This is a genomic window from Mycobacterium sp. pV006, assembly GCF_041287115.1.
In the GTDB taxonomy this organism is placed as follows: domain Bacteria; phylum Actinomycetota; class Actinomycetes; order Mycobacteriales; family Mycobacteriaceae; genus Mycobacterium.
This window is the reverse complement of the sequence record NZ_JBGGKT010000010.1, coordinates 60,614-81,737: the sequence shown is the minus strand read 5'-3', so window position 1 is coordinate 81,737 and position 21,124 is coordinate 60,614. Positions and strand designations below refer to the sequence as shown.

Below are 21,124 nucleotides of genomic sequence, written 5' to 3'. Positions count from 1 at the left end.
TCACCCGCCCGCGCCGACGCTGTACCAGCGTGCGGCACTTCGCGGTTCGTTGTCATATCTTTCGAACCATCGCCCGGCGAACGGGGGCACACTCTCGAACTCAGGGTCATGACCGGGACCCTGTGACCGGATCAGGCCGACGCACATGTCGAACAGTTCGCGTCGCGGGACACCGGCGTAGGTCGGTTGTTCTGTTACCGGCCGTTTACGCACAGCTTGCTGTGCGGCCAGAAGCGCCTTCGGCGACAGCCGATCCGGCAGCAATGCGGCCAGATCCCCGCCGTCGGGTCCGGGAACCGCTGCCCGGAAGCCGGGCACGATGATCCGCAGGACCTCGTCGATGTGCCTGGCCACTCCCGCGATGGTCTTCAGGCGGTAGGGGTAGCTGTCGTGGACCGCGTCGTAGACCTTCAGCGCCGAGCTGCGGTGCTCGATCTCCTCGACGAAGTGCCACAGGAACAGCGAGGCGACACGTTCGTCGCCCGGGGCGAACAGTTTGTCCTCATGGTCGAGGAACACTTTGAAGTACGGGGTGAACGTGGCCTCTACGACCGCGGTGTACGCCAATCGCCAGGCCAGTGGCTTCGTCGCGGTCAGGCGGTCGAACGATGCGGTGACGTCGTCCATCACCTGTCGCAACATCGGCCAGCGCCGCGTCAACGCCCGGACGTGACTGGCGTGGGCGGCGGAGTGTTGCGCCTCCTGGCGCAGGTATGCCTGCGCCTCGGCGGCGATGTCGGGATCGCGGATCAGCGGTATCGCCTGGCGAGTGGCGTCGACGATGAACTTCTCGAAACCGGGCGCGAAGAACGAGATCAGGTTGCACTGCACGGCGAACGCCGGGCGAGCGGGATGCCAGTTGAACGGCACGTCGTCACCGGTGAAGTCGAACCGGACCCGCCGCACCTGAATTTCCGTCATCGACCTACCCGCTCGACTGGACACAACCATTGAGGTGTCAATTCCGACGCTAGCATCGCGCCGCACGGCTGACAACGGTCGTCGCAGTCCTTCCGATCGGGTGTCGGCTGGACAGTTTGTCGATACCGTCAACCCCGTGGGATTTCTCGAGCCCGATCTGCCGCGCCTGGATGTGGCGCAGTGGCGCACGCTTCCGCCGGCAGATCGGATCAAACCGATGGCGCGCCATATCGCCGAGCGCGGCATGGGCAATCCGGACGTCTTCTACCTGCTCTACGCGGTGAAGATCGGCCTGTATGTCCTCGGCGGTCTCTGCTTCGCGATGACCACCTCCGGCATCGGCGGTTGGGCTGACATCGGATCGTGGTGGGCCGAACCGATCGTGTTCCAGAAGGTCGTCCTGTGGTCGCTGCTGTTCGAGGTGCTCGGCCTCGGATGCGGATTCGGTCCGCTGACGGGCAAGGTGGCACCACCGATGGGCTCGCCGCTGTACTGGCTGCGGCTTGGCACCATCCGGCTTGCACCGTGGCCGAACCGAATTCCCTTGACCGGTGGCGACCGCCGGACGGCGCTCGACGTGCTGTTGTACGCGGCGTTGCTGGTCGCCACGGTGTTCGCGCTGGTCTCCGACGGCACCGGGCCCGTCGCCGCGCTGGACACCACGGTCGGCCTGATCCCGCCGGAGCGGATCGTCGTGGTACTGGCCCTTCTGGCGCTGATCGGGCTGCGCGACAAGGTGATCTTCCTGGCCACCCGCGGCGAGGTGTACGGGTCGCTGACCGTGACGTTTCTGTTCGCGGGGGCGAACATGATCGTCGCCGCCAAACTCGTCATGCTCGCGATCTGGCTTGGTGCGGCCACGTCGAAACTGAACCGGCACTTTCCGTTCGTGGTCGCGACCATGATGGCCAACAATCCGCTCGTCCGGGCGAGATGGATGAAGCGGCTCTTCTACCGGCGATTTCCCGATGACCTGCGGCCCGGACGCATCGCGCAGTTCCTCGCCCACTTCGGCACCCTGATCGAGTTCGGCGTCCCGCTGGTGCTGTTCTTCTCACCCGGCGGCACCGCCACGTACGTCGCTGCCGCTGTGATGGTGGTGTTCCACCTCGTGATCCTGACAGCGATCCCGCTGGGGGTGCCGCTGGAATGGAATGTGTTCATGCTCTTCGGTATCGCGTCACTGTTCGTCGACAAGGCCGCCATCGGGCTCGGGGACCTCACCCAACCGTGGCTCGTCGCCGCGCTGCTGGCCGCCATCGTCGCGACGATCATCATCGGGAACTTCTACCCGACGAAGGTGTCGTTCCTGCCGGGCATGCGCTACTACGCGGGCAACTGGGATACCTCCCAGTGGTTCTTCACCGAGGAGGCCAGCCGCAAACTGGCCGAGCATCGTATCGGGCTCGGATTGGTGCAGCACAAGCAGATTCAGAAGCTGTCCTCACCCGAGAACGCCGAGGTGGCGTTGGGACTGGGACATGCGTTCCGGGCCATGTATGCCCACGGGCGCGCACTGATGACGCTGTGGGACCACGTGATACCGCCGGGACGCGAGAACGATTACACGGTCATCGATGGTGAGCCCGTGGCCGGATACGCAGTGGGGTGGAGTTTCGGTGACGGCCACCTCCACAACGAACAACTGGTGGCCGCTCTCCAGAGGCGCTGTCATTTCGAGCCCGAAGAACTGCGCGTGCTGATGCTCGACGGTCAGGCCATCCACCGGCAATGGCAGGAGTATCGGATCGTCGACGCCGCCACCGGTGAGATCGAACGCGGCCGCTTTCGGATAGCCGATGTGGTCGACAGGCAACCGTGGGAGCACGACGTTCCCATCACGGTGCTCGGTCGGGCGGCCGATCAGCGCTGATGCCGGGCGATCTCCGACGCGATGACCGGGCCGAGCCACCGTCGGACGTAGACACGCAATGCGGCGCCGACCCGCGGTGGAGAGCCGGGATCGACCATGAACGACTGCAGCATCCGCAACATGTATTCGACCAGGTCGTCGATCGCCGCGTCGTCGAACCCGAGCGTCTCCCAGTCGACGTCGAGACCGGCGAGGATGCCGTGGCCGAACTGCTTGGCCATGTCGGAGGTGACCCCGGTCGACGTGCGGCCGAAGTCGTTGGCCAGCATCAGCTGCACGGGTTTGTCGCCGGGCAGCCATTCCACTGTGAACGCGAAGCTCTCGACCAGCGCCTCGGTCGGGTCGGTCACCCCGGCGACGTGGGTCTTGAGTCGTTCGATGAACCGCATACCCGACCGGGTGGCCACGGCGTGCACCAACGTGTTGCCGGGGAAGTAGTTGTAGACGGTCTGGCGGGACACCTCGAGGGCACGTGCGACATCAGCGACCCGCATCGCCGCGCCGCGCTCGTCGATGGCGGCGCTGGCGGCGTCGAGGATGCGCTCGACGGCTTCCTCGTCACTCGCGGGGGTGGCTCCGCCCCACCCGTGGGTGCGCATGCTGAGCAATCTTGGCGACGTGTTCCGGCGGAGTCAATCCGGCAGGTGACAGAATGCACCCATGGCGACTTCGTCGCGGCGCGTCGGCGCCGAAACGTCCAAGACGCGCGACACCCTGCTCGATGCCGTCGAGCAGATGATGCTCGACGAGGGATACGCGAGCGTCACCTATCGGGCACTGGCGGCCAAGGCCGGTGTCACACCGAGTTTGGTGCAGTACTACTTCCCCACTCTCGACGAGATCTTCATCGCCGCGATCCGCCGGTACTCGGAACGAAACCTCGCCTATCTCAACAAGATTCTGCAGAAGCGCACCGACGACCCGCTGCGGGCGCTGTGGGAGTACAGCTGGGACGAGGCCACCGGGACCCTGATGACCGAGTTCGTCGCACTGGCCAATCACCGCAAGTCCATCCGCACCGAGATCGCCGCGGTCACCGAGAGTATGCGAAAAGTCCAGATCGACGCGCTGAGTGCGAAATTCGGCGAGGATGCCCGTCCGTGGGGAGATCTGTCACTGCCGGCGCTGCAGTTGCTGATCTCCAGCCTGCCGAAGTTCCTGAATCTCGAGAAGGGCGTCGGGGTCGAGACCGCGCACGCCGAACTGACCGAGTCCTTCGAACGCTACCTGGACTCCATCGAGCCGCCCGCCAAGACCAAGGGTGTACGCAAACGGTCGAAGTGACTCAGCAGAACATGCCGCGGTACCCGAAGGCCGGGTGCCGCGTCGAGACGTCGGGGAAGTCGGTGTCGAACAGCTTCTGGCGCAAGGTTCCCGCCCGGTACTCGCATTGCATGATGCCCTTGTCCTGCAGCACGGGTACCAGATGCTCGAAGAACTCCTCGTAGCTGTTGGGCATCAGCGCATTCATCACCTGCACGCCGTCGACGCCCGCACCCTGGTACTCCAGGAGCCGGTCCGCGATGCTCTCCGGTGACCCGACCACCATCTGCGGCAACGACAGCGACGTCAGGAAATCCTTGACCGTCGGCTTGGACCCCTCGGGCCACGCGTTGATCACCGCGAGGAAGGCACCCTGGATGCCCGGGATCTCGTCGATGATGTCCTCCAGCGGCGTCGCGGGGTCGAAGCGCCCCAGGTCCATTCCGCTCAGGCTGGAGAAGTAGGCGGTCTGCGCCTCCGAGCTACGCCACTCCTCGAGCTCGCCCCACTTGCGGTAGGCCTCCTCGTCGGTGGAGCCGATCACTAACATCATGCCCTGCAGGAACAAGATGTCGCCGTCCTGGCGGCCCTTGGCGCGGGCCAATTCACGAACGGTACCCACCTGTTGGGCAATGGTTTCCAACGAATAGGCGGACAGGAACATCAACTCGGCGTGGGTGCCGGCGAAGTCCAGACCCGCCGGTGAACCGCCGGCCTGGGCCAGCACCGGCGTGCGCTGCGGGGAGGGTTGCATCAGGTTGAAGCCCTCGACGCTGTAGCGCTCGCCTCGGTGGTTGATGTCGTGCACCTTGGACGGGTCGGCGTACACACCCTTGCCCGGGTCGTCGACGATGGCGTCGACATCCCAGGACCCCTCCCACAGTTTGTAGGTGACCTCGACGTATTCCTTGGCCCACGCGTAGCGCTCGTCGTGCGAAAGGTTCCCCGGTAAGCCCAGATTGCGGAACGCCTTCTCGTTGGCCGAGGTGACGATGTTCCAGCCGATGCGGCCGTTGGACAGTTGATCCAGAGTCGAGGCCGCACGGGCGAACACGAACGGGTGATGCGAGATCACCGAGCTCGTATAGAGGAAGCCGATGTCGCGCGTCTGCTGCGCGAGCGCGGGGATGAGCATGGTGCAGTCCGCGATCGGGACGTTCATCGCCTGCTCGAAGATGATGTCGCGCGACCCGTTGTACTCGCTCTGCACACCCATCACGTCGGTGAAGAAGAACGCGTCGACCTTCGCCTGCTCGGCTTTCTTCGCCAGATCGACCCACATGTCGAAGTTCTTGAACTCCCGGTTGCGGGCTTCTGGGTGTCGCCAACTGCCGTGGAAGTTGTGCCCGACCGAGTCCATGACCAGCAGGGTGAAGATCATTCGCTTGTTCACTACGCTCCCCATTCCGACGATGTGCTATACAAACGTACAGCTCAATCAGTCAGGAAAGGGTAACGATGACGAATCTCGACGAACTCGAGGACCTCCGCAGGCGCGTCCAGTACCTCGAGGACCGCACCGCGATCCTCGATTGCGTGATGAACCAGGCCCGCGGGCATGACCGGCACGACGCCGAACTGATGGGCAGCGTGTACTTCGAGGACGGCATCGACGAACACGGACCGACCGTGAAAACCGGTCCGGAATACGGTGACTGGGCCAACGAGGCCCACACCGCGGTGTTCGAGGACCATCTGCACAACATCACCACACACACCTGCGAGATCAACGGTGACGAGGCGCACGCCGAGAGCTACGTCATGGGCGCCATGCGGGTCAAGGGCGGCAAGATCGTCTCGCTGATGGGCGGCCGCTACATCGACCGCCTGGAGCGCCGCGACGGCGTCTGGAAGATCGCGCTGCGCCGCTGCACCATCGAATGGATGATCAGCGGCGACTCGTCGATCCTGGGCAAGGGTGCGGTCCAAGGTTTCATCAAGGGCAAGTGGGACAAGACCGACGCGTCCTACCTCCGGCCGCTGAAGCTGGACGATCCCGTCGACAGGTGGTGACCAGGTGAAGCCGGCTGGGCGGGTTGCCCTGGTCACCGGTGGTGCGTCCGGCATCGGTCGCGCCACCGCGGTCCGTCTGGCCGCCGAAGGAGCGCGGGTGTGCGTCGTCGACATCGACGACGACGCCGCCACGCACGTCGCCGCCGAGATCGGCGGGCTCGGATTGCGCTGTGACGTCACCGATCCCGAGCAGATCGATACCGCCTTCGCGACCTGTGTCGACGAACTCGGCGGACTCGACATCGCGTTCCTCAACGCCGGCATCACGATCCACTGGACCGGTGACATCGGTTCCCTCGACCTTGCTCAATACCGAAGCTCGACCGGGGTGAACGTCGACGGCGTGGTGTTCGGTGCACGTGCAGCGGTCCGCGCCATGCGGATGCTCGGGGACGGCGACCGGGCGATCCTGGCGACGTCGTCGTTGGCCGGGCTGATGCCGTGGCATCCCGACGCCGTGTATTCGCTGGGCAAGCACGCCGTCGTGGGCTTCATGCGCTCGATCGCACCGAACCTCGCCGCTGAAGGCATTGCGGTCCATACCATTTGCCCCGGCATCACCGAAACCGGCGTCCTCGGTGACCGGCGTTCACTGGTCGAGAGCATCGGGGTTCCGGTGATGGAGCCCGATGCCGTCGTCGGTGCGGTGATGGCCGCGCTCGACGCACCGGCCGACGCGACGGGGTCGGTCTGGGTGGCTCAGCACGGAAAGCCGCCGTGGACAATGGACTTCGCCACGGTTCCCGGGCCGGACAGTAAACTCAATGTCCCGGTGCGGAGACGCTGACGGTCAGGCGGCGTCGGCGGTGACGTACGTAGGATCCCCGCTGACCAAGGCGCGACGCAGTTGCTTACGGGCGCGGAACACTCTCGACATCACGGTGCCGGCCGGGATACCCATCAGGGCCGCGGTTTCCGCGTAGGTGTAGCCCTCGACGTCGGCGTAGTAGAGGACGGCGCGGAATCCGTCGGAAAGGCTCGCCAGAGCCTCGCGGAGTTCGGCGGCGGGCAACGCGTCGAGCACCTCGGATTCCGCCGAGCACTGCCGGGTCGACGGCAGCCGGCGTTCGTCGATGTCGTCGGACAGCACCTCGTGTGGGCGGCAGTCTTTTCGGCGGTACGCGTTGACCCACTGGTTGTACTGGATCCGGAACAACCATGCCTGCAGGTTCGTGCCGGCCCGGAACGTCCGGAAGCCCGCATAGGCGTGCGCCAGCGTCTCTTGGAGCAGGTCCTCGGCGTCGGCCTCGTTGCGGGTGAGCCGGCGGGCACCACGCGCCAGTACGTCGACCATCGGCCCCACTTGCGCGGTGAACCGGGACTGCAGCTCGGTATCGGGTTCAGCGGTGCGGACGGATGCGACGGTCATACGGATCACCTCGGGTTGACGTGTGCGCCCGCTCGGGCGTACCACCAGACTCGTCGTCGCAACGCGCGGGCGGACCCTTGATCACCCGTGGTCTGCGGTCCGAGTGCCCTAGTGTGACCCCGCCACGGTCCGCAGCTGGCGACGAGACGAGATACCCAACTTCACGAACACCTTGCGCAGGTGCCACTCGACGGTGTGCACGCTGATGAACAGCTGCGCGCCGATCTCCTGGTTGGTGTGGCCGTCGGCGGCCAAGCGCGCGATCTGGGCTTCTTGCGCGGTCAACTCGTCGCCAGAGCTCAGCGGCTGTTTCCGGACCTTCTCGCCGACGGCGACCAGCTCGCGTCGTGCGCGCTCGGCGTAGCCCTGCGCGCCCATCGCGGTGAACATCTCATGGGCCGCACCGAGATGACGCCGGGCGTCTGCACGCCGGTTCGCCCGCCGCAACCACTCCCCGTAGGACAGGTGGGTCCGTGCCCGGTGTACCGCCACCCGCGACCGGCCCAGATGGTCCAGCGCTTCACTGAACAGCCGATCGGCTTCGGCGTCATCGGCCAGCAGCGCGCTCGCACTGGCCAGCGCACCCAGTCCCCAGGGTGTGCCGCTGACACCCGCGCGTCCCGCGATCTGCTCGACGGCCCACCGCGCCGCGTCCCTTTCCCCGATGTGCACGGCGGCTTCGGTGAGCTCGTGCAGACTCCAGCTGTAGAAGCCCAGATCCTCGTACTCGCATGCTCTTTGTGCCGCGGCAAATGCCTCGGCGTAGCGACCCAAACCGTTGTAGAGCAGTGCGGTCGCGTATCCGGTGAGACCCAGCAATCGACCCTCGCCGCGCTCGGTGCCCTCGGCGACAGCCGCGTCGATGACCCGCATCGCCTCGGTGGGGTTCCCCCGCCACGCCAGGATGCTCAACGAGTGGTAGCGGACCGGGCTACCGTGCCCAGTGGCCGCCGTGATCGCCTGTGCCTCAGCGATCAGCGCCGCCGCCGCGGTGAACTCCCCGAGCAGGACATGCACACCGGAGCGATACACCAGCGCCTGCGGTAGGCCGGCCAGGGCGCCGACCGCGCGGGCCTGTTCGACCACGGCAGCGGACAGTTCATCGATGAGGCGTTCGTCCCACAACTCGTGTCCCGCCGATTCCTGCAGGATCGGGAAAGCCGGTACCAGCCAGCGCAGCACCTGGGCGGGTTCCTCGGTCGCCAGTTCGCACATCGCCGACAATCCGGTGCGCAGATGTTGCGCCCCGTTCTGGATCCCGCCGCTGATCCGTTCGGTCATCCCGCGGAAGAACAGATCCACCGCCCTGGGAAGCTGCGACGTCCGCGACAGTGCCGAACGGGCGGTTTCCGCGGCGCTCTGCAGTGCGCCGGGCTGACCGGACCGTCCCGCATACATCAGGGCGGCGAATCCTTCGAGGTAACTCTCCCGGGAGGCGAAATCGTCGAGCTCCTCGAGCTGCTTGGCCACATCGAGCAGTGCCTCGGCGGTGTCGCCGACCACGGGCGAGCCGGCTACCCCCACCCTGCTGCCGGCGAACGCCATCTGGGCGCGCAGGCGTGCCGCGCGGGCGCGCTGCAGCTCCGACAGGGGAGACATCTCGGCGACGGTCAACAGCTCGTAGGCGGCGTCGGTGTCGGCGGCGTCCCACTGGGCCTGAGCGGCAGCCATCGCGCGGCTGCCCCGCAACTCGGGGTCGGCGGTGAGGATCGCGGCCCGCTGCAGAAAGGTCGCCGACGCGGCGATGCCGCCGCGGCGCTGCGCGCGGACGGCCGAGATCTCGAGCGCTTCGGCCACTGAATCATCGGTTCCCGCAACTGCATTGGCCGCATGCCAAGCACGCCGGTCCGGATCCGTCTCGGGTTCGGTCGCGTCGGCCAGCGCGGCATGGATGGTGCGCCGGTCGGTCAGATCGGCGGCGCGGTAAGCGGCCGAGCGCATCACGGGGTGGTGAAAGCGCATGCGAGGGCCGAATTCGATGATGCCTGCGGCCTCCGCGGGCGAAAGGGCGTCGACGGCGATGCCGAGAAGGGCTGCGGCTCGCAGGAACAGCGCCGAGTCCCCGACGGGCTCGGCGGCGGCGATCAGCAGCAACAGGCGGGTGGGTCGCGGCAGCGCCTGGATGCGACGGACGTAGTTCTCCTCGATGCGGCTGGGCGAGGTGTGCACGGTGGCAGTCGAGTAACCCGCGGTCAGTTCTGCTGCCGAGTACGTCCGGAGCATCTCGAGCAGGGCCAGCGGATTTCCACGGGTCTCGGCCACCATGCGGTCCCGCACGCTGGGGTCCACGGCACCCATCGCCATCTGGTCGAGCAGCGTTCGCGCGTCGACGTCCGACATTCCGCGCACCGCCAACTCGGGCAGGCCCCGCAACGCGACGCAGGCGTCGTCGCGTGCGGCGAACACCAGTGCCACGGGTTCGGCCATCAACCGGCGCGCCACGAATCCCAGGGTCTGCACCGACACCTGGTCCAGCCAGTGCGCGTCGTCGATGACGCACAGCAGTGGCTGCTCTTGCACCGCGGCGGCAAGCAGGCTCAACACCGCCAGACCGACGAGGAAGCGTTCCGGCGGTGCACCTGTTCCCTGGCCGAAGGCGATGCCCAGCGCGTCCCGCTGTGGCGGCGGCAGGTCGCCGAGGTGGCTCAGGAGCGGTGCACACAATTGGTGCAGTCCGGCATAGGCCAACTCCATGTCCGACTCCACGCCGGAGACCTGCACACAGCGCATCCCGTCGGCCCGGTCGATGAGGTGGCTACACAGTGCCGTCTTACCGACACCGGCCTCTCCTCGCAGGACCAGTACCTGAGAGCTGCCGGAACGCGCCGTGGCCAGGACGTCGTCGAGTGCTGCGATCTCGGCGGCGCGGCCGAACAGTGGCCGTCTCGGCCCATGGCTCGACATATCGCACCACCGCGTCGAAGTTGGTGGTCGCCCGGCTGATCGCGGCGGCCCCGATCCGAGAGGATGGTAACGAGTAGGCGCAGTTGCGGTCCAGGCCCGATCAGGTCATTTCCGGGCTGCGGAGGCCAGGAGCCAATCACTGAAGCGGGTGTCGAACAGTGTCGCGCCGGGTCCGGGGACCAGGGTGTCCTCGTCGATCGCGACACCCCAGTAAGTGGCGCTCGGATCGGTGATGACCTCACGGGCATCGCCCCGAGCGGTCAGCGTGGTGCGGATCAACTCCGGGAGACGGAAGCGCTCGGGCCCGCCCACCTCGGTGATGCCAGCGACGGGTGCGTTCACCGCGGCGATGCCCACCGCCTCGGCGACGTCGGCGCTTGCCATCGGCTGGATCAGCTTGTCCGGCAGCCGCACCGCACCGTCCACGGTGGCCGAATCGGCGATCGCATCGAGGAACTCGAAGAACTGTGTGGCGCGCACGATGGTGTAGGGCACGCCGGCGTCACGGATCAACGCCTCTTGCTCCAGTTTCGCCTTGAAATAGCCACTTTCGGGTGCCATGCGGTCGGTGCCGACGACCGACAGTGCGACGTGGTGTGTCACGCCCGCCCGCGTCTCCTCACGTAACAGGTTGCCGGTCGCAACGGTGAAGAATTCCCGCGCGGGCGCCTCCTCGAACGACGGTGAGTTGGTGACGTCGACGACCACCTGTGCGCCGGTGAGCGCGGCGGCGAGCCCCTCGCCGGTGAAGGCGTTCACTCCGGTCGACGGTGCCGCAGCGACGGCTTGGTGCCCGTGCTCGATCAATCCGTCGACCACTTTCGACCCGATCCGGCCGGTACCTCCGATGACGACGATCCTCATGATTGGCCTCTCTGTGGGCTGGGTCGAGGCGGCATGACCGCCACCTCCGAGCGCCAGAACGGCCACGGCGACGAGAAATCATCCCGGGTCGGGATGATTCTTCACCCCGGAAGCCGTTCTGGCCCGCACATACATCGGCCGACCGAAGGAGAACGACCATGAGCATCACCGATACACGTTCCGGCGAACTGGTTCCGTCGCGCTATGCGGTGCCGGTGGGTGACATCGAGGTGCTGGTGATCAGCGACGGTGTACTTCCCATCACCGCGACGACGCTGGCAACGAACGCCGAACCGGCAGCGCTGTCGAGCTGGCTGCACGACATGTTTCTGCCCCCGGATGTGCTCGACTGGCCGTTGAACGTCGTCGTCGTCCGTAGCGGCGACCGGACGATCTTGGTCGACGCGGGTCTCGGGGTGGAGTTCCCGGACTTCCGCGAGCCGGTCAGACCGTGGCGCGGCTGGAGGCCGCCGGGATCGATCTCGCGTCGGTGACCGATGTGGTGCTCACCCATCTGCACATGGACCACGTCGGCGGTCTGCTCACCGACGGAGTGAAAGCCCGTCTGCGCAAGGATGTCCGCGTCCATCTGGCGGCCCGCGAAGCCGAGTTCTGGGAGGCGCCCGACTTCTCGCGCACCTGCATGCCGCAACCGGTACCTGCGGTGCTGCGCGCGACCGCATCGCGGTTCTTGACCGAATACCGCAGCAGCCTGCGGACTTTCGAATCAGAGTACGAGGTCGCGCCCGGGGTTCTGGTCAGTCGCACCGGCGGTCACACGCCCGGGCACAGCGTGGTCCGCCTCGCCTCCGGTGGCGACCAGATGACCTTCGCCGGCGACGCGGTGTTCGCACCCGGTTTCGACAACCCGGGCTGGCACAACGGTTTCGAGCACGATCCCGACGAGGCCGTCCGGGTACGGGTGGATCTGCTCACCGAGTTGGCGGGCACGGGTGAATCACTCGTCGCCACCCACCTGCCGTTCCCTTCGGTGTGCAACGTGGCTACGAAGGGCGACGTGTTCCGGTGCGTGCCGGCCGTCTGGGACTACTGACCCACGATCGCCGGCATCGAATCCCAGCCCCGCACCGCGGCTGTCGGCGCGCGGGTGGCGTTGTTGTCCTCGTCGATCGTCCAGTCGGGCCAGCGCTTGAGGATCTCCTCCAGCGCGACCCGGCCCTCGATGCGCGCCAGCGAGGCACCGAGGCAGAAGTGGGCACCGCGCCCGAAGGTCAGATGGTTCGGGTTGCGCCGGATGTCGAAGGTGTCCGGATCCTCGAAGCGGCGTTCGTCGCGGTTGGCCGCACCGGCCATCAGCAGCAGCGCGCTACCCTTCGGGATCGTCTGACCTTGGTACTGCACGTCTTTGGCGACGTAGCGGGCGATGTGGTGAACCGGCGGCTCCAGGCGCAGGATCTCCTCGACGGCACCGGGTATCAGTGACGGGTCGGCGACCAGTTCGCGTCGCTGATCCGGATGTTCGGCGAGCACCTTGCCCAGCCAGCCGAACAGGCGCCCGACCGTTTCGGTACCGGCGTTGGCGATCACCCCGAGGAACACCAGCAGTTCCTCGTCGCGCAACTTGCGGCGCACCCCGTCGACGTCGTCGAACTCCACGTTGAGCAACTCGGTCACCAGATCGTCGCCGGGATTGTCCTTACGCCACGCGACGTAGTCCCGGAACATGTTGCCGTTGAAGTAGTTGTCCTTCTTGACCGGCAACGGTTCACCGGCCTTGTTGCGCAGCCGGGCACCGGCGACCTTGCGGACGCTGCGCTGCAACGAGTCCGGCATGCCGACCAACATCCCGATGACCCGCATCGGCATCTCGGCACCGAGATCGAGCGTGAAGTCGAACCGGTCGCCGTCGCGCAACGGATCCAGGCACGCGGCACAGAACGTTCGGATCTGCTCTTCGATCGCCTTCATCTTCCGCGGCGTGAAGGCCCGCGACACGAGCAACCGGTGCACCGTGTGCAGCGGCGGGTCCTCGTTGATGAACACGCCGTCGGGCATCACGGGTTCGGCTTTGACGACCTCGAGGATGTCGCCTTTGGCCGAGCTGAGGTTCTCCACGTCACGCAGCGCGGTCTCCACGTCGGAGAACCGGCTCAGCCCCCAGAAGTCGAACTTCTCGTTGTAGTAGACGGGCGCCTCGTCCCGCAGCCTCCGATAGACGGGGTAGGGGTCCCGGTCGATCTCGACGTCATACGGGTCGTAATACAACGCGCTCACCTGTACGATCGTACAGCACCGCCGATCGCTCGAGGGAGTATCCATGCACATCGGTTTCGTCAGCCTGAACACCCCGGATGACCTTGCGCCGGATGTGCTCGCCTCCGAGTTGGAGCAGCGGGGGTTCGAGTCGTTGTGGGTGGGCGAGCATCCGCAGATCCCGGTGGCGGCAGCCGGTTCCCTGCCGGCGTCCCTGCTGCATGCTCAACAGCGGATGTGGGATCCGTTGATGTCATTGCTGCTCGCCGCGCGATCGACCACCATGTTGCGCCTGGGGACCGCGGTCGCGCTGCCGCTGGAACACGAACTGTTCACCTTCGCCAAGCAGGTCGCCACACTGGATCAGCTCAGTGCCGGCCGGCTCCTCCTCGGCGTCGGTGTCGGGGTCCGCACCGAACTCGAGGTCGCGAGCACGACCCCCTGGCCGCAGCGGTACCAGGCGCTGACCGAGCTGGTCGGCGCACTACGAGCACTGTGGACTGCCGACGAAGCCGAATATCACGGCGATCATTACGATTTCGGGCCGGTGTGGTCGTTCCCCAAGCCGCACCAACAGCCGGGTCCACCGATCCTGGCCGCCGCGACAGGACCCAAAGCGGTCGGCGCGTGTTTACCGTGGGCCGACGGCTGGCTGCCCGGCGACACCGCGTTCCGCGACCTGCCGGCCGCCGTCGAGGACTTCCGCCGCCGCGCGGAGGAGGCGGGCCGCGATCCCGCGACGCTGGACCTGACAGTCATGGCCTGGGGGGACCCATCGCCCAACCGGCTGGCCCGCTACCGCGACCTCGGCTTCACCCGCGTCGTCATCGGCGGCGGCCGCCGTGACAGCCAGGACCCCTCGACCACACTGTCGTTCCTGGATCGGTACGCCGAGATGGTCGCCGACCTCAGGGAACCGGCCGCACCTTCTCGCTGACCAGTTCCAGCAGCTGACCGTCCGGGTCACGGACCATGCAGGCGTATCCGCCGCCCGGATCGGCGATCACCCCGCCGCCGTGAGCGGTCACCGCGGCCTGCGCGGCTCCCATGTCCTCCACTGCAATCGAGATGTGGGTCAACCCGGCGCCGACCATGCCACGCTCCGACTCCTCCGGAGCCGGATAGCCCGAGAAGGTCAGCAGCTGCAGCACCACTCCGTCGTTGCGCAGATAGGCCGCCTCGAACCCGATCGGCGGCTCCAGCCCCAACAGGCCCTGCGCATCTGGTCGGGCACCTTGAGACGCTTGACCTCGCTGAAACCCAGCGCCTCGTAGAACAGCTTGGATTTCTCGATGTCGCGGACCCGCAGGCCGATGTGGCTGACGTTCACCGTCACACCCCCGCCGGGCCGGGACCGCCGTGCATGTACAGCGTCTGCCCCGAGCAGTAGCTCGAAGCGTCGGAGGCGAAGAACAGCACACCGTAACCGATCTCGTCGGGCTCGGCGATCCGTCCGGACCCGTTGGTCTGACCGATCATGTCGATGTCGAAGCCCTGCCGTTTCGCGTCGGCCTCAAGTCCCGGCGTCCGGATGGCCCCACAGGCGATGCAGTTGACCCGCACGCCTTTCCGGGTCCACGCCGCAGCCATCGATCCGGTCAGATTGTTCAGTCCGGCCTTGGCCGCACCGTAGATGGCCGCCTGCGGCATGGCGAGCAGACTCGCACCGGAGGAGATGTTGACGATCGCACCCTTGCCCTGGGCGATCATCGGCTTGGCGGCCGCCCGCGACAGATACCACGCGCTGGACAGGTTCAGGTCGAGCACCTGATGCCATTCCTCGTCGGTCCACTTCATCAGCGACTTGGTCTCGCCGCCACCGGCGTTGTTGAGTAGCACGTCGACGCGGCCGAACTCCCCGACCGTGGTGTCGATCAGCGCCTGGCACTGCTCGGCGCTGGTCACGTCGGTGGGCACGGTCAGGGCGCGACGGCCCAGTGCCTCGATCTCGGTCGCGGTCGCCTTCAGCGGCTCCTCACGCCGGCCGGCCAGGACGATGTCGGCGCCGTGTTCGGCCAGCACGAGTGCTGATGCCCGGCCGATCCCGGTGCCGCCACCGGTGATGACAGCGACCCGCCCTTCCATCGAGAACCTGTCGCTCACAGCGCTACTCCTGTCTCCGCCTCCGATGTGCAGTACGACTGTACAGCACGCTGGTTCTCGACAAGCCTGCTTGCGTCGAGTACACCAATGGACATGCCGCATCCGACCGACGATGTCTGGGAAGTGCTGTCCACCGCGAGATCGATACGCAGGTTCACCGACGAACCCGTCGATGACGAGACGCTGGACCGCTGCCTGCAGGCCGCCACCTGGGCGCCCAACGGCGCCAACGCCCAGCTGTGGCGGTTCATCGTGCTCGACGGGCCGGAACAGCGGGCGGCAGTGGCCACCGCTGCCAAGATCGCGTTGGAGTCGATCGAGTCGATCTACGGTATGTCGCGGCCGGCCCCCGACGACGACAGCCGCTCGGCCCGCAACAACCGCGCGACCTACGAATTGCACGACCGGGCAGGCGAGTTCACCTCGGTGCTGTTCACCGCGTACAAGAACGAGTTCTCCTCGGAGTTCCTGCAGGGCGGCTCGATCTACCCTGCTTTGCAGAATTTCTACCTCGCCGCACGTGCCCAGGGCCTGGGCGCGTGCATCACCAGCTGGGCGTCCTACGGTGGTGAGCAGGCGTTGCGGGACGCCACGGGCATCCCCGACGAGTGGTTTCTGGCCGGACACATGGTGGTGGGCTGGCCGCGCGGCCGTCACGGTCCGGTGCGTCGCCGTCCGTTGACCGACGTGGTGTTCCGCAACCGTTGGGATCCCGACCGTGCGGACATCACCTACGGCCGCGGCGCCCGGCCGCGGGGCGGCGGTTAGTCGAGCAGGTCGCGTAGCAGCCTGCGGGTCCGCTTCAACGAGGATCTGAGTTGCTCGCGCCCGGATCCGACCGCCACGGGCTGCGCCCACACGTCGGTGGTGCCGGCGTCGATCAGCTCGGTGAGCTGCCGCGCGACCGCGTCTTCGTCGCCGACGATCCCGACATCGGCGGCAGTCGTCCCGCCGCCTGCGCGGATGACGTTCTGATAGTTCACCATTCGCTCGTAGCCTGCCGCCGTTGCCGAGATGGCGGCGTGGGCTTCGGCGACGTCGTCATGCACGGCGACCGGAAGTCCGGCCACGATGCGCGGGGCCGGTTTGTCCGGCGCGTGCGTCGCACCCCTCAACGCCGGGGCGATTCGTTCGCCGATCACCGACGCCGAGGCCATCCACAGCACCACGCCGTCGGTCAGATCCGCGGCGACCGCGAGCATCTTCGGTGACAGTGCCGACAACAGCACCGGCACCGGATACTCGGGCGCCACCATCCGTCCCTCGCTGTGGGTGCTCCAGTGAGTGCCGTCGAAATCCACGTCTGCGCCGGACAACAGCGCGGTCAGGATCTGGAGATACTCGCGGGTGTTGTGCGCCGGCTTTTCGTAGGACAGCCCGAGCACATCGCGGACAATCGGTTCATGCGAGGGTCCCAATCCGAGGGTCAGTCCCGGTCTGCCCATCGCATTCGCCGCCGCGACAACGCGATTGGCCTGCAGCAGCGGATGGCACGGATAGGTCTGCAGGACAGCGGTCCCGAGTTCGATCGTTGTGGTGGCCCGACCCGCGAGCGCCATCGCCACCAGCGGATCCCCGGCGACCGAACTGGCGTACCACAGCGAGGTGAAGCCGTCGGCCTCGGCCCGCTGGGCCTGATCGACGATCTTGTCGACGGTGGAGGCGCCGCCGGTCAGTCCGATCCGCATGCGCTCATCGCATCACATGGGCCTGCTGCGGCACCGGGTGGACCCCGAAAAGCTCGCGGTACGACGGCGGTTGGCGGTCCCCTTCGTCCTTGATGCCGTACCTGACCGCCAGTTCCGCGCCGATCAGCGTCTGCCCGCTCAGTTCCATGAGTTCGGGGTCCTGCGCGAGCGCCCAGATCACGTGGCCGGTGAGTTCCGGCGTCTCGGCGGACTCCAGGATGTGGCCGAACTTCTCCGGATTGCTCGCGATGATGCCGCGCACCCGGTCGGTCAGCAGCGACCCCATCCAGATCGACACAGCGGCGATGCCGACATCGGCGAAATCGCGGGCCATGTCGGCGGCCATCTTGTCGGTGCCGGCCTTGGGCACGCCGTAGGCCGGGCCGAACGCGTAGTGCACCGCACCGGAGGACGAGGTGAACACCACCAGTCCGCGCCGGTGCGGCACCATCAGTGGCGCTGCGTAGACGGTGGAGACATAGCTGCTGCGCAGTCCGACGTCGAGGGTGTCGATGACGTTGATCGGTTCTTCCCAGAACTTGGTGCGGCCCATCATCTCGTCGCGGATGATCGCGGCGTTGTTGACCAGGATGTCGATGCGGCCCTGTTCGTCGGCGACCTGAGCGAAGAACGCCTCGACCTGTTCGTCGTCACTGTGGTCGACGCGGACCGCGATGCCCCGGCCGCCGGCGGCGGTGACGCGCTCGGCGGTCTCCTCGATCGTGCCCTTCCGCGCAGACTCCCCACCGTGCACGGTGCGGCCCGTCACGTACACCGTGCAACCGTGGGCGCCCAGTGCATGCGCGATTCCGGCGCCGGCCCCTCGGCTGCCGCCGGTCACCACGGCGACGGGAGGCTCGGAAGTCATACGTTGTCCTCGATTCTGGCTTCGCCCCTGAACTCGGTGATCGGTCGCGCCAACCCCTGCTCGTCGCAGATGCGTTGCAGCTTCGGCAGCGTCTCGGCGAGCCCCGGTCCTTTCCGTGCTCCCGGTGTGAAGTCCGCCGGGAGGTGGCGCATGCCCTGGATGACGCCGATGCTGTCGTAGTGCACGGTGCCGGCAGGATCACACCGGTAGTCGGGCATGCGATCCAGGACGGCGGTGAGCATCGACTTGAACACCGTGCGTGCGACGTTCGAGCCGATGCAGCGATGGACCCCGAGGCCGAAGCTGAAGTGCCCGTTGCCCTTCCGGTCCAGCACGATGTCGTCGGGTTCGGTGAACACGGTGGGGTCGCGGTTGGCCATCGCCCAGGACAGCCACAACCGTTGCCCTTCACGTAATTCGATGTCGCCGATCTTCATGTCCTCGGCGATGGTGCGGCCGTCGCCGGGGGCGGGCGTGAAGTAGTGCAGAAATTCTTCGGTGGCCTGGTCGAGCAGGGTGTCACGCTCGCGGGAGAGTCGCTCGCGCTCGTCCGTGTGCTCCGAAAGCCATTCCAGCGCATGGGCGGTCAGCGCTGTGGTGGTGTCGAATCCGCCACCGATCAGCAGGTTGAGCATCCCGATCAGCTCGATGTCCGGCGGGGCCTGCCCGTCGATGCGCATTCTGGCCAGTGCGTCGATGATTCCGGGCCGGGGATGGTCGCGGATTTCGATCAGGTTGGTGAACAGATCCACACCCATCGCGAGGTAGAGCTCGCGTACCCGGTCGGCGTCCGGAGAATCCGGTGGGGTGTACACCGACGCGTGGGCCGGCTCGTTGTACATCTCCCATTTGTCCAGCGGCACCCCCAGCATCGCGAGTGTCAGCACCGCCGGCACCACATTGGCCAGATCGTCGACGAAATCGATGCGTCCTGACTCGATGTGGTCGTCGAGGCACGCGCGGGTGATCTCATCGATGAAAGGCTGCCAGCGTTTGACCGCGGCCGGCGATAGATAGGGGTTCAACACCGTGCGGTAGATGCGATGCTCAGGGTCGTCCATCTCGAGCATGCCGCCGCGAAAATTCTCCGCCTCGATCATCGTGGGAATCGAGATGCCCTTGTAGCCGCGTCGTTCGTGGTTGACATCGTGGTCGTTGGACACGTGCGGGCACCGCGCCAGTTCGAAGACTTCCTCGCTGCCGGCCGCCACCCAGTGACCGTCGTAGGTGTCCGTCCACGCCAAGGGGCATCGCTGCTGCATCTCGTGGGTGATGTGGAGAAACCGTTCGCGATAGTCCGGCGCGTGCCGGTCGAAGAAGTACTGCGGAGTCGTCATACCACCGCACCGCCGTTCACCCCGATGACCTGTCCGGTGACATAGCCCGCGGCGTCGGTACACAGGAACGAGCAGACCGCGGCGACGTCCTCGGGGCCGCCGACCCGCCCGGCGGGGATCGCCTGGGTCAGGTACTCGTCCGGCGGCAGCTTGCCCTCTGCCTGTTGTTGACGCAGCATCGGCGTCTCGATCGCGAACGGCGGGACGGAGTTCGCGGTGATGCCGTGTTTGGCGTAGTCACGCGCGACGGTCTTGGTCATGGCAATCACCCCGCCTTTGGTGGCCGAGTAGTGCCCTTGGCGCGGGGCGCCCTGTTGGCCGGCGGCCGAGGAGATCGTCACGACCCTGCCCCACTTGGCGTCAACCATGTCGGTCAGCGCGGCCCGGATACTGAGGAACGTTCCGGTGAGGTTGACCGCCAGATAGCGGTTCCACTCGTCGAGGGTGATCTTGTCGAACCGGGTGAACCCACCGATCGCGGCACTGGTCACCAGGATCTGCACCGGTCCCAATTGTTCACGCACCGTGGCGAATGCGGCTTGTACCGACTCCTCGTCGGCGACGTCGACACCGACGGCGAGCGCGTCACCGCCTCGCTCGCGGATCCGCTGCGCCACCTCTTCGGCGGCCGCGTGTTCGAGGTCCAGTACCGCGACACGGTGACCGTCCTCAGCCAAGCCGGCACAGATCGCCGCTCCGAGGCCCGACGCGCCACCGGTCACCACTGCTACTCGGGTCACCACATCTCCTTCGCTGTACGGATGTATAGCACAGGCTATATTCTCCGACAACCGACCGTCAGGAGAGTTCATGCCGCAGGAATCGCCACGCCGCGTCGCTGTGATCACGGGCGCCGCCCGGGGCCAGGGCCGAAGCCACGCCGTGGCGTTGGCGCAGCAGGGGGTCGACATCATCGCCGTCGACCGGTGTGCCGATATCGAGTCGATTCCGTACCCGCTGGCGACCGAGGCCGACCTCGCCGAGACCGCCGAACAGGTGCGCGCCGTCGGTGGCCGGATCGAGACCGTCGTCGCCGACGTCCGCGACCTCGATGCTCTGCAAGCCGGTATCGACGGCGGAATCGCCCGATTCGGCGACGTGGACATCGTCGTGGCCAATGCCGGCGTGGTCGGAATCGGTCTGCCCGACCCGACCGATACCGCGGTGTACCGGGACATCCTCGACGTCAACCTGGTCGGTGTCTGGCACACCATCGCCGCGACCGCGCCGTCGATGATCCGCCGCGGCACAGGCGGGTCCATGGTGCTGGTCAGTTCGATGCAGGGCCTGGTGGGCCGGGGCGGCGACGGCAGCGCGGCGATCTTCGCCTACGCCGCGTCCAAGCACGGCGTCGTCGGCCTGATGCGCTCGGCGGCCAATGCCTATGCGTCGCACAATATTCGGGTGAACTCGATCCACCCGACCGGCGTCGCGACGCCGATGATCTTCAACGAGCACATGGCCAATGTGGTCGCGGCAAACCCGGAGGGCACCGGAATGGGTGGGAACCTGCTGCCGGTGCCCTACGTGGATCCCGAGGATGTCACCGCGGCCGTGCTGTTCCTCGTCAGCGACGGCGCGCGGTACATCACCGGCACCGCGCTACCGGTCGACGCCGGTAACGCCGCGATGTAGCGATGTAGCGATGTAGCGGGCCTCGCCGAAATTGCGTTCCACGCGCGTCAAGTGGCGACTTGACGCGCGTGG

19 protein-coding genes and 2 pseudogenes are annotated in these 21,124 nt (G+C 66.7%); 8 read left to right on the top strand and 13 right to left on the bottom strand.

Translation table 11 applies throughout. The features are described from left to right. Entirely contained in the window at nt 1-921 is a 921-nt protein-coding gene (locus tag ACAG25_RS16615) for a metal-dependent hydrolase (protein ID WP_370489569.1), read from the bottom strand. Nucleotides 922-1,057: 136 nt separating this feature from the next. Between ACAG25_RS16615 and ACAG25_RS16610 the strand changes: the two genes are divergently transcribed. After that, nucleotides 1,058-2,794 carry a DUF3556 domain-containing protein gene (locus tag ACAG25_RS16610; RefSeq protein WP_370489568.1) on the top strand — a complete coding sequence of 579 codons (1,737 nt, stop codon included), beginning with the start codon at nt 1,058-1,060 and terminating at the stop codon, nt 2,792-2,794. Here ACAG25_RS16610 and ACAG25_RS16605 read toward each other — a convergent pair. Beyond that, entirely contained in the window at nt 2,785-3,393 is a 609-nt protein-coding gene (locus ACAG25_RS16605; RefSeq protein WP_370489567.1) for a TetR/AcrR family transcriptional regulator, read from the bottom strand. The genes ACAG25_RS16610 and ACAG25_RS16605 overlap by 10 nt on opposite strands. A 61-nt stretch (nt 3,394-3,454) precedes the next feature. Here ACAG25_RS16605 and ACAG25_RS16600 point away from each other — a divergent pair, with 61 nt between their 5' ends. Continuing rightward, on the top strand, nt 3,455-4,078 hold the full coding sequence (locus tag ACAG25_RS16600) for a TetR/AcrR family transcriptional regulator (protein ID WP_370489566.1): 624 nt from the start codon (nt 3,455-3,457) through the stop codon (nt 4,076-4,078). A gap of 1 nt (nt 4,079) precedes the next feature. Here ACAG25_RS16600 and ACAG25_RS16595 read toward each other — a convergent pair whose 3' ends face one another. Further along, a complete protein-coding gene (locus tag ACAG25_RS16595) occupies nt 4,080-5,450 on the bottom strand; it encodes an LLM class flavin-dependent oxidoreductase (protein ID WP_370489565.1) in 1,371 nt (456 codons plus the stop codon). 65 nt (nt 5,451-5,515) lie between these two features. Between ACAG25_RS16595 and ACAG25_RS16590 the strand changes: the two genes are divergently transcribed. Together ACAG25_RS16590 and ACAG25_RS16585 are read left to right on the top strand one after the other, a co-directional pair. Continuing rightward, nucleotides 5,516-6,070: a nuclear transport factor 2 family protein gene (locus ACAG25_RS16590; protein ID WP_370489564.1), complete on the top strand. Its 555-nt coding sequence runs from the start codon at nt 5,516-5,518 to the stop codon at nt 6,068-6,070. 4 nt (nt 6,071-6,074) lie between these two features. After that, nucleotides 6,075-6,857, top strand: coding sequence for an SDR family oxidoreductase (locus tag ACAG25_RS16585; protein ID WP_370489563.1), 783 nt, complete (start codon nt 6,075-6,077; stop codon nt 6,855-6,857). A 3-nt stretch (nt 6,858-6,860) separates the two neighbouring features. Here the strand turns inward: ACAG25_RS16585 and ACAG25_RS16580 are convergent, their stop codons facing one another. The 3 genes from ACAG25_RS16580 to ACAG25_RS16570 all read right to left on the bottom strand — a co-directional run bounded on the left by ACAG25_RS16580 (nt 6,861) and on the right by ACAG25_RS16570 (nt 11,207). Continuing rightward, nucleotides 6,861-7,439: a sigma-70 family RNA polymerase sigma factor gene (locus tag ACAG25_RS16580; RefSeq protein WP_370489562.1), complete on the bottom strand. Its 579-nt coding sequence runs from the start codon at nt 7,437-7,439 to the stop codon at nt 6,861-6,863. Between the two features lie 108 nt (nt 7,440-7,547). Further along, a complete protein-coding gene (locus ACAG25_RS16575; protein WP_370489561.1) occupies nt 7,548-10,343 on the bottom strand; it encodes an AAA family ATPase in 2,796 nt (931 codons plus the stop codon). Nucleotides 10,344-10,448: 105 nt separating this feature from the next. Next, on the bottom strand, nt 10,449-11,207 hold the full coding sequence (locus tag ACAG25_RS16570) for an SDR family oxidoreductase (protein ID WP_370489560.1): 759 nt from the start codon (nt 11,205-11,207) through the stop codon (nt 10,449-10,451). 158 nt (nt 11,208-11,365) lie between these two features. Between ACAG25_RS16570 and ACAG25_RS16565 the strand changes: the two are divergent. Beyond that, nucleotides 11,366-12,261: pseudogene (locus tag ACAG25_RS16565) on the top strand (MBL fold metallo-hydrolase). On the opposite strand, the gene ACAG25_RS16560 reads toward ACAG25_RS16565, so the two are convergent. Then, the gene (locus ACAG25_RS16560; protein WP_370489559.1) at nt 12,255-13,442 is read right to left on the bottom strand and encodes a cytochrome P450; all 1,188 of its coding nucleotides are present in this window, start codon (nt 13,440-13,442) and stop codon (nt 12,255-12,257) included. The pseudogene ACAG25_RS16565 and the gene ACAG25_RS16560 sit on opposite strands and share 7 nt — an antisense overlap. A 43-nt stretch (nt 13,443-13,485) precedes the next feature. Between ACAG25_RS16560 and ACAG25_RS16555 the strand changes: the two genes are divergently transcribed. Then, nucleotides 13,486-14,358, top strand: coding sequence for a TIGR03619 family F420-dependent LLM class oxidoreductase (locus tag ACAG25_RS16555; RefSeq protein ID WP_370489558.1), 873 nt, complete (start codon nt 13,486-13,488; stop codon nt 14,356-14,358). Here the strand turns inward: ACAG25_RS16555 and ACAG25_RS16550 are convergent. Together ACAG25_RS16550 and ACAG25_RS16545 are read right to left on the bottom strand one after the other, a co-directional pair. Beyond that, nucleotides 14,330-14,751: pseudogene (locus ACAG25_RS16550) on the bottom strand (VOC family protein). The gene ACAG25_RS16555 and the pseudogene ACAG25_RS16550 overlap by 29 nt on opposite strands. A gap of 2 nt (nt 14,752-14,753) precedes the next feature. Continuing rightward, on the bottom strand, nt 14,754-15,524 hold the full coding sequence (locus ACAG25_RS16545) for an SDR family NAD(P)-dependent oxidoreductase (protein WP_370489557.1): 771 nt from the start codon (nt 15,522-15,524) through the stop codon (nt 14,754-14,756). A gap of 87 nt (nt 15,525-15,611) precedes the next feature. On the opposite strand from ACAG25_RS16545, the gene ACAG25_RS16540 reads away from it, so the two are divergent. Beyond that, nucleotides 15,612-16,292, top strand: coding sequence for a nitroreductase family protein (locus ACAG25_RS16540; RefSeq protein WP_370489556.1), 681 nt, complete (start codon nt 15,612-15,614; stop codon nt 16,290-16,292). Here the strand turns inward: ACAG25_RS16540 and ACAG25_RS16535 are convergent. Genes ACAG25_RS16535 through ACAG25_RS16520 form a run of 4 tightly spaced genes read right to left on the bottom strand, consistent with a single transcriptional unit; the run spans nt 16,289 to nt 20,157 of the window. Then, the gene (locus ACAG25_RS16535; RefSeq protein ID WP_370489555.1) at nt 16,289-17,212 is read right to left on the bottom strand and encodes a TIGR03564 family F420-dependent LLM class oxidoreductase; all 924 of its coding nucleotides are present in this window, start codon (nt 17,210-17,212) and stop codon (nt 16,289-16,291) included. The genes ACAG25_RS16540 and ACAG25_RS16535 overlap by 4 nt on opposite strands. A gap of 4 nt (nt 17,213-17,216) precedes the next feature. After that, a complete protein-coding gene (locus ACAG25_RS16530; protein WP_370489554.1) occupies nt 17,217-18,080 on the bottom strand; it encodes an SDR family NAD(P)-dependent oxidoreductase in 864 nt (287 codons plus the stop codon). Continuing rightward, a complete protein-coding gene (locus ACAG25_RS16525) occupies nt 18,077-19,417 on the bottom strand; it encodes a cytochrome P450 (protein ID WP_370489553.1) in 1,341 nt (446 codons plus the stop codon). Before ACAG25_RS16525 ends, ACAG25_RS16530 begins: the two co-directional genes overlap by 4 nt. Next, the gene (locus tag ACAG25_RS16520) at nt 19,414-20,157 is read right to left on the bottom strand and encodes an SDR family NAD(P)-dependent oxidoreductase (protein ID WP_370489552.1); all 744 of its coding nucleotides are present in this window, start codon (nt 20,155-20,157) and stop codon (nt 19,414-19,416) included. The genes ACAG25_RS16525 and ACAG25_RS16520 overlap by 4 nt, the downstream gene beginning before the upstream one ends. Before the next feature lie 70 nt (nt 20,158-20,227). Here ACAG25_RS16520 and ACAG25_RS16515 point away from each other — a divergent pair, with 70 nt between their 5' ends. Continuing rightward, the gene (locus tag ACAG25_RS16515) at nt 20,228-21,052 is read left to right on the top strand and encodes a mycofactocin-coupled SDR family oxidoreductase (protein WP_370489551.1); all 825 of its coding nucleotides are present in this window, start codon (nt 20,228-20,230) and stop codon (nt 21,050-21,052) included. The last annotated feature ends 72 nt before the right edge of the window (nt 21,053-21,124 follow it).

Excerpts from the sequence above, each read along its gene's own strand:
- ACAG25_RS16615 (WP_370489569.1), bottom strand. The coding sequence starts at position 921 with ATGACGGAAATTCAGGTGCGGCGGGTCCGGTTCGACTTCACCGGTGAC.
- ACAG25_RS16605 (WP_370489567.1), bottom strand. The coding sequence starts at position 3,393 with ATGCGCACCCACGGGTGGGGCGGAGCCACCCCCGCGAGTGACGAGGAA.
- ACAG25_RS16600 (WP_370489566.1), top strand. The coding sequence starts at position 3,455 with ATGGCGACTTCGTCGCGGCGCGTCGGCGCCGAAACGTCCAAGACGCGC.
- ACAG25_RS16590 (WP_370489564.1), top strand. The coding sequence starts at position 5,516 with ATGACGAATCTCGACGAACTCGAGGACCTCCGCAGGCGCGTCCAGTAC.
- ACAG25_RS16580 (WP_370489562.1), bottom strand. The coding sequence starts at position 7,439 with ATGACCGTCGCATCCGTCCGCACCGCTGAACCCGATACCGAGCTGCAG.
- ACAG25_RS16575 (WP_370489561.1), bottom strand. The coding sequence starts at position 10,343 with ATGTCGAGCCATGGGCCGAGACGGCCACTGTTCGGCCGCGCCGCCGAG.
- ACAG25_RS16570 (WP_370489560.1), bottom strand. The coding sequence starts at position 11,207 with ATGAGGATCGTCGTCATCGGAGGTACCGGCCGGATCGGGTCGAAAGTG.
- ACAG25_RS16555 (WP_370489558.1), top strand. The coding sequence starts at position 13,486 with ATGCACATCGGTTTCGTCAGCCTGAACACCCCGGATGACCTTGCGCCG.
- ACAG25_RS16540 (WP_370489556.1), top strand. The coding sequence starts at position 15,612 with ATGGACATGCCGCATCCGACCGACGATGTCTGGGAAGTGCTGTCCACC.
- ACAG25_RS16535 (WP_370489555.1), bottom strand. The coding sequence starts at position 17,212 with ATGCGGATCGGACTGACCGGCGGCGCCTCCACCGTCGACAAGATCGTC.
- ACAG25_RS16530 (WP_370489554.1), bottom strand. The coding sequence starts at position 18,080 with ATGACTTCCGAGCCTCCCGTCGCCGTGGTGACCGGCGGCAGCCGAGGG.
- ACAG25_RS16525 (WP_370489553.1), bottom strand. The coding sequence starts at position 19,417 with ATGACGACTCCGCAGTACTTCTTCGACCGGCACGCGCCGGACTATCGC.
- ACAG25_RS16515 (WP_370489551.1), top strand. The coding sequence starts at position 20,228 with ATGCCGCAGGAATCGCCACGCCGCGTCGCTGTGATCACGGGCGCCGCC.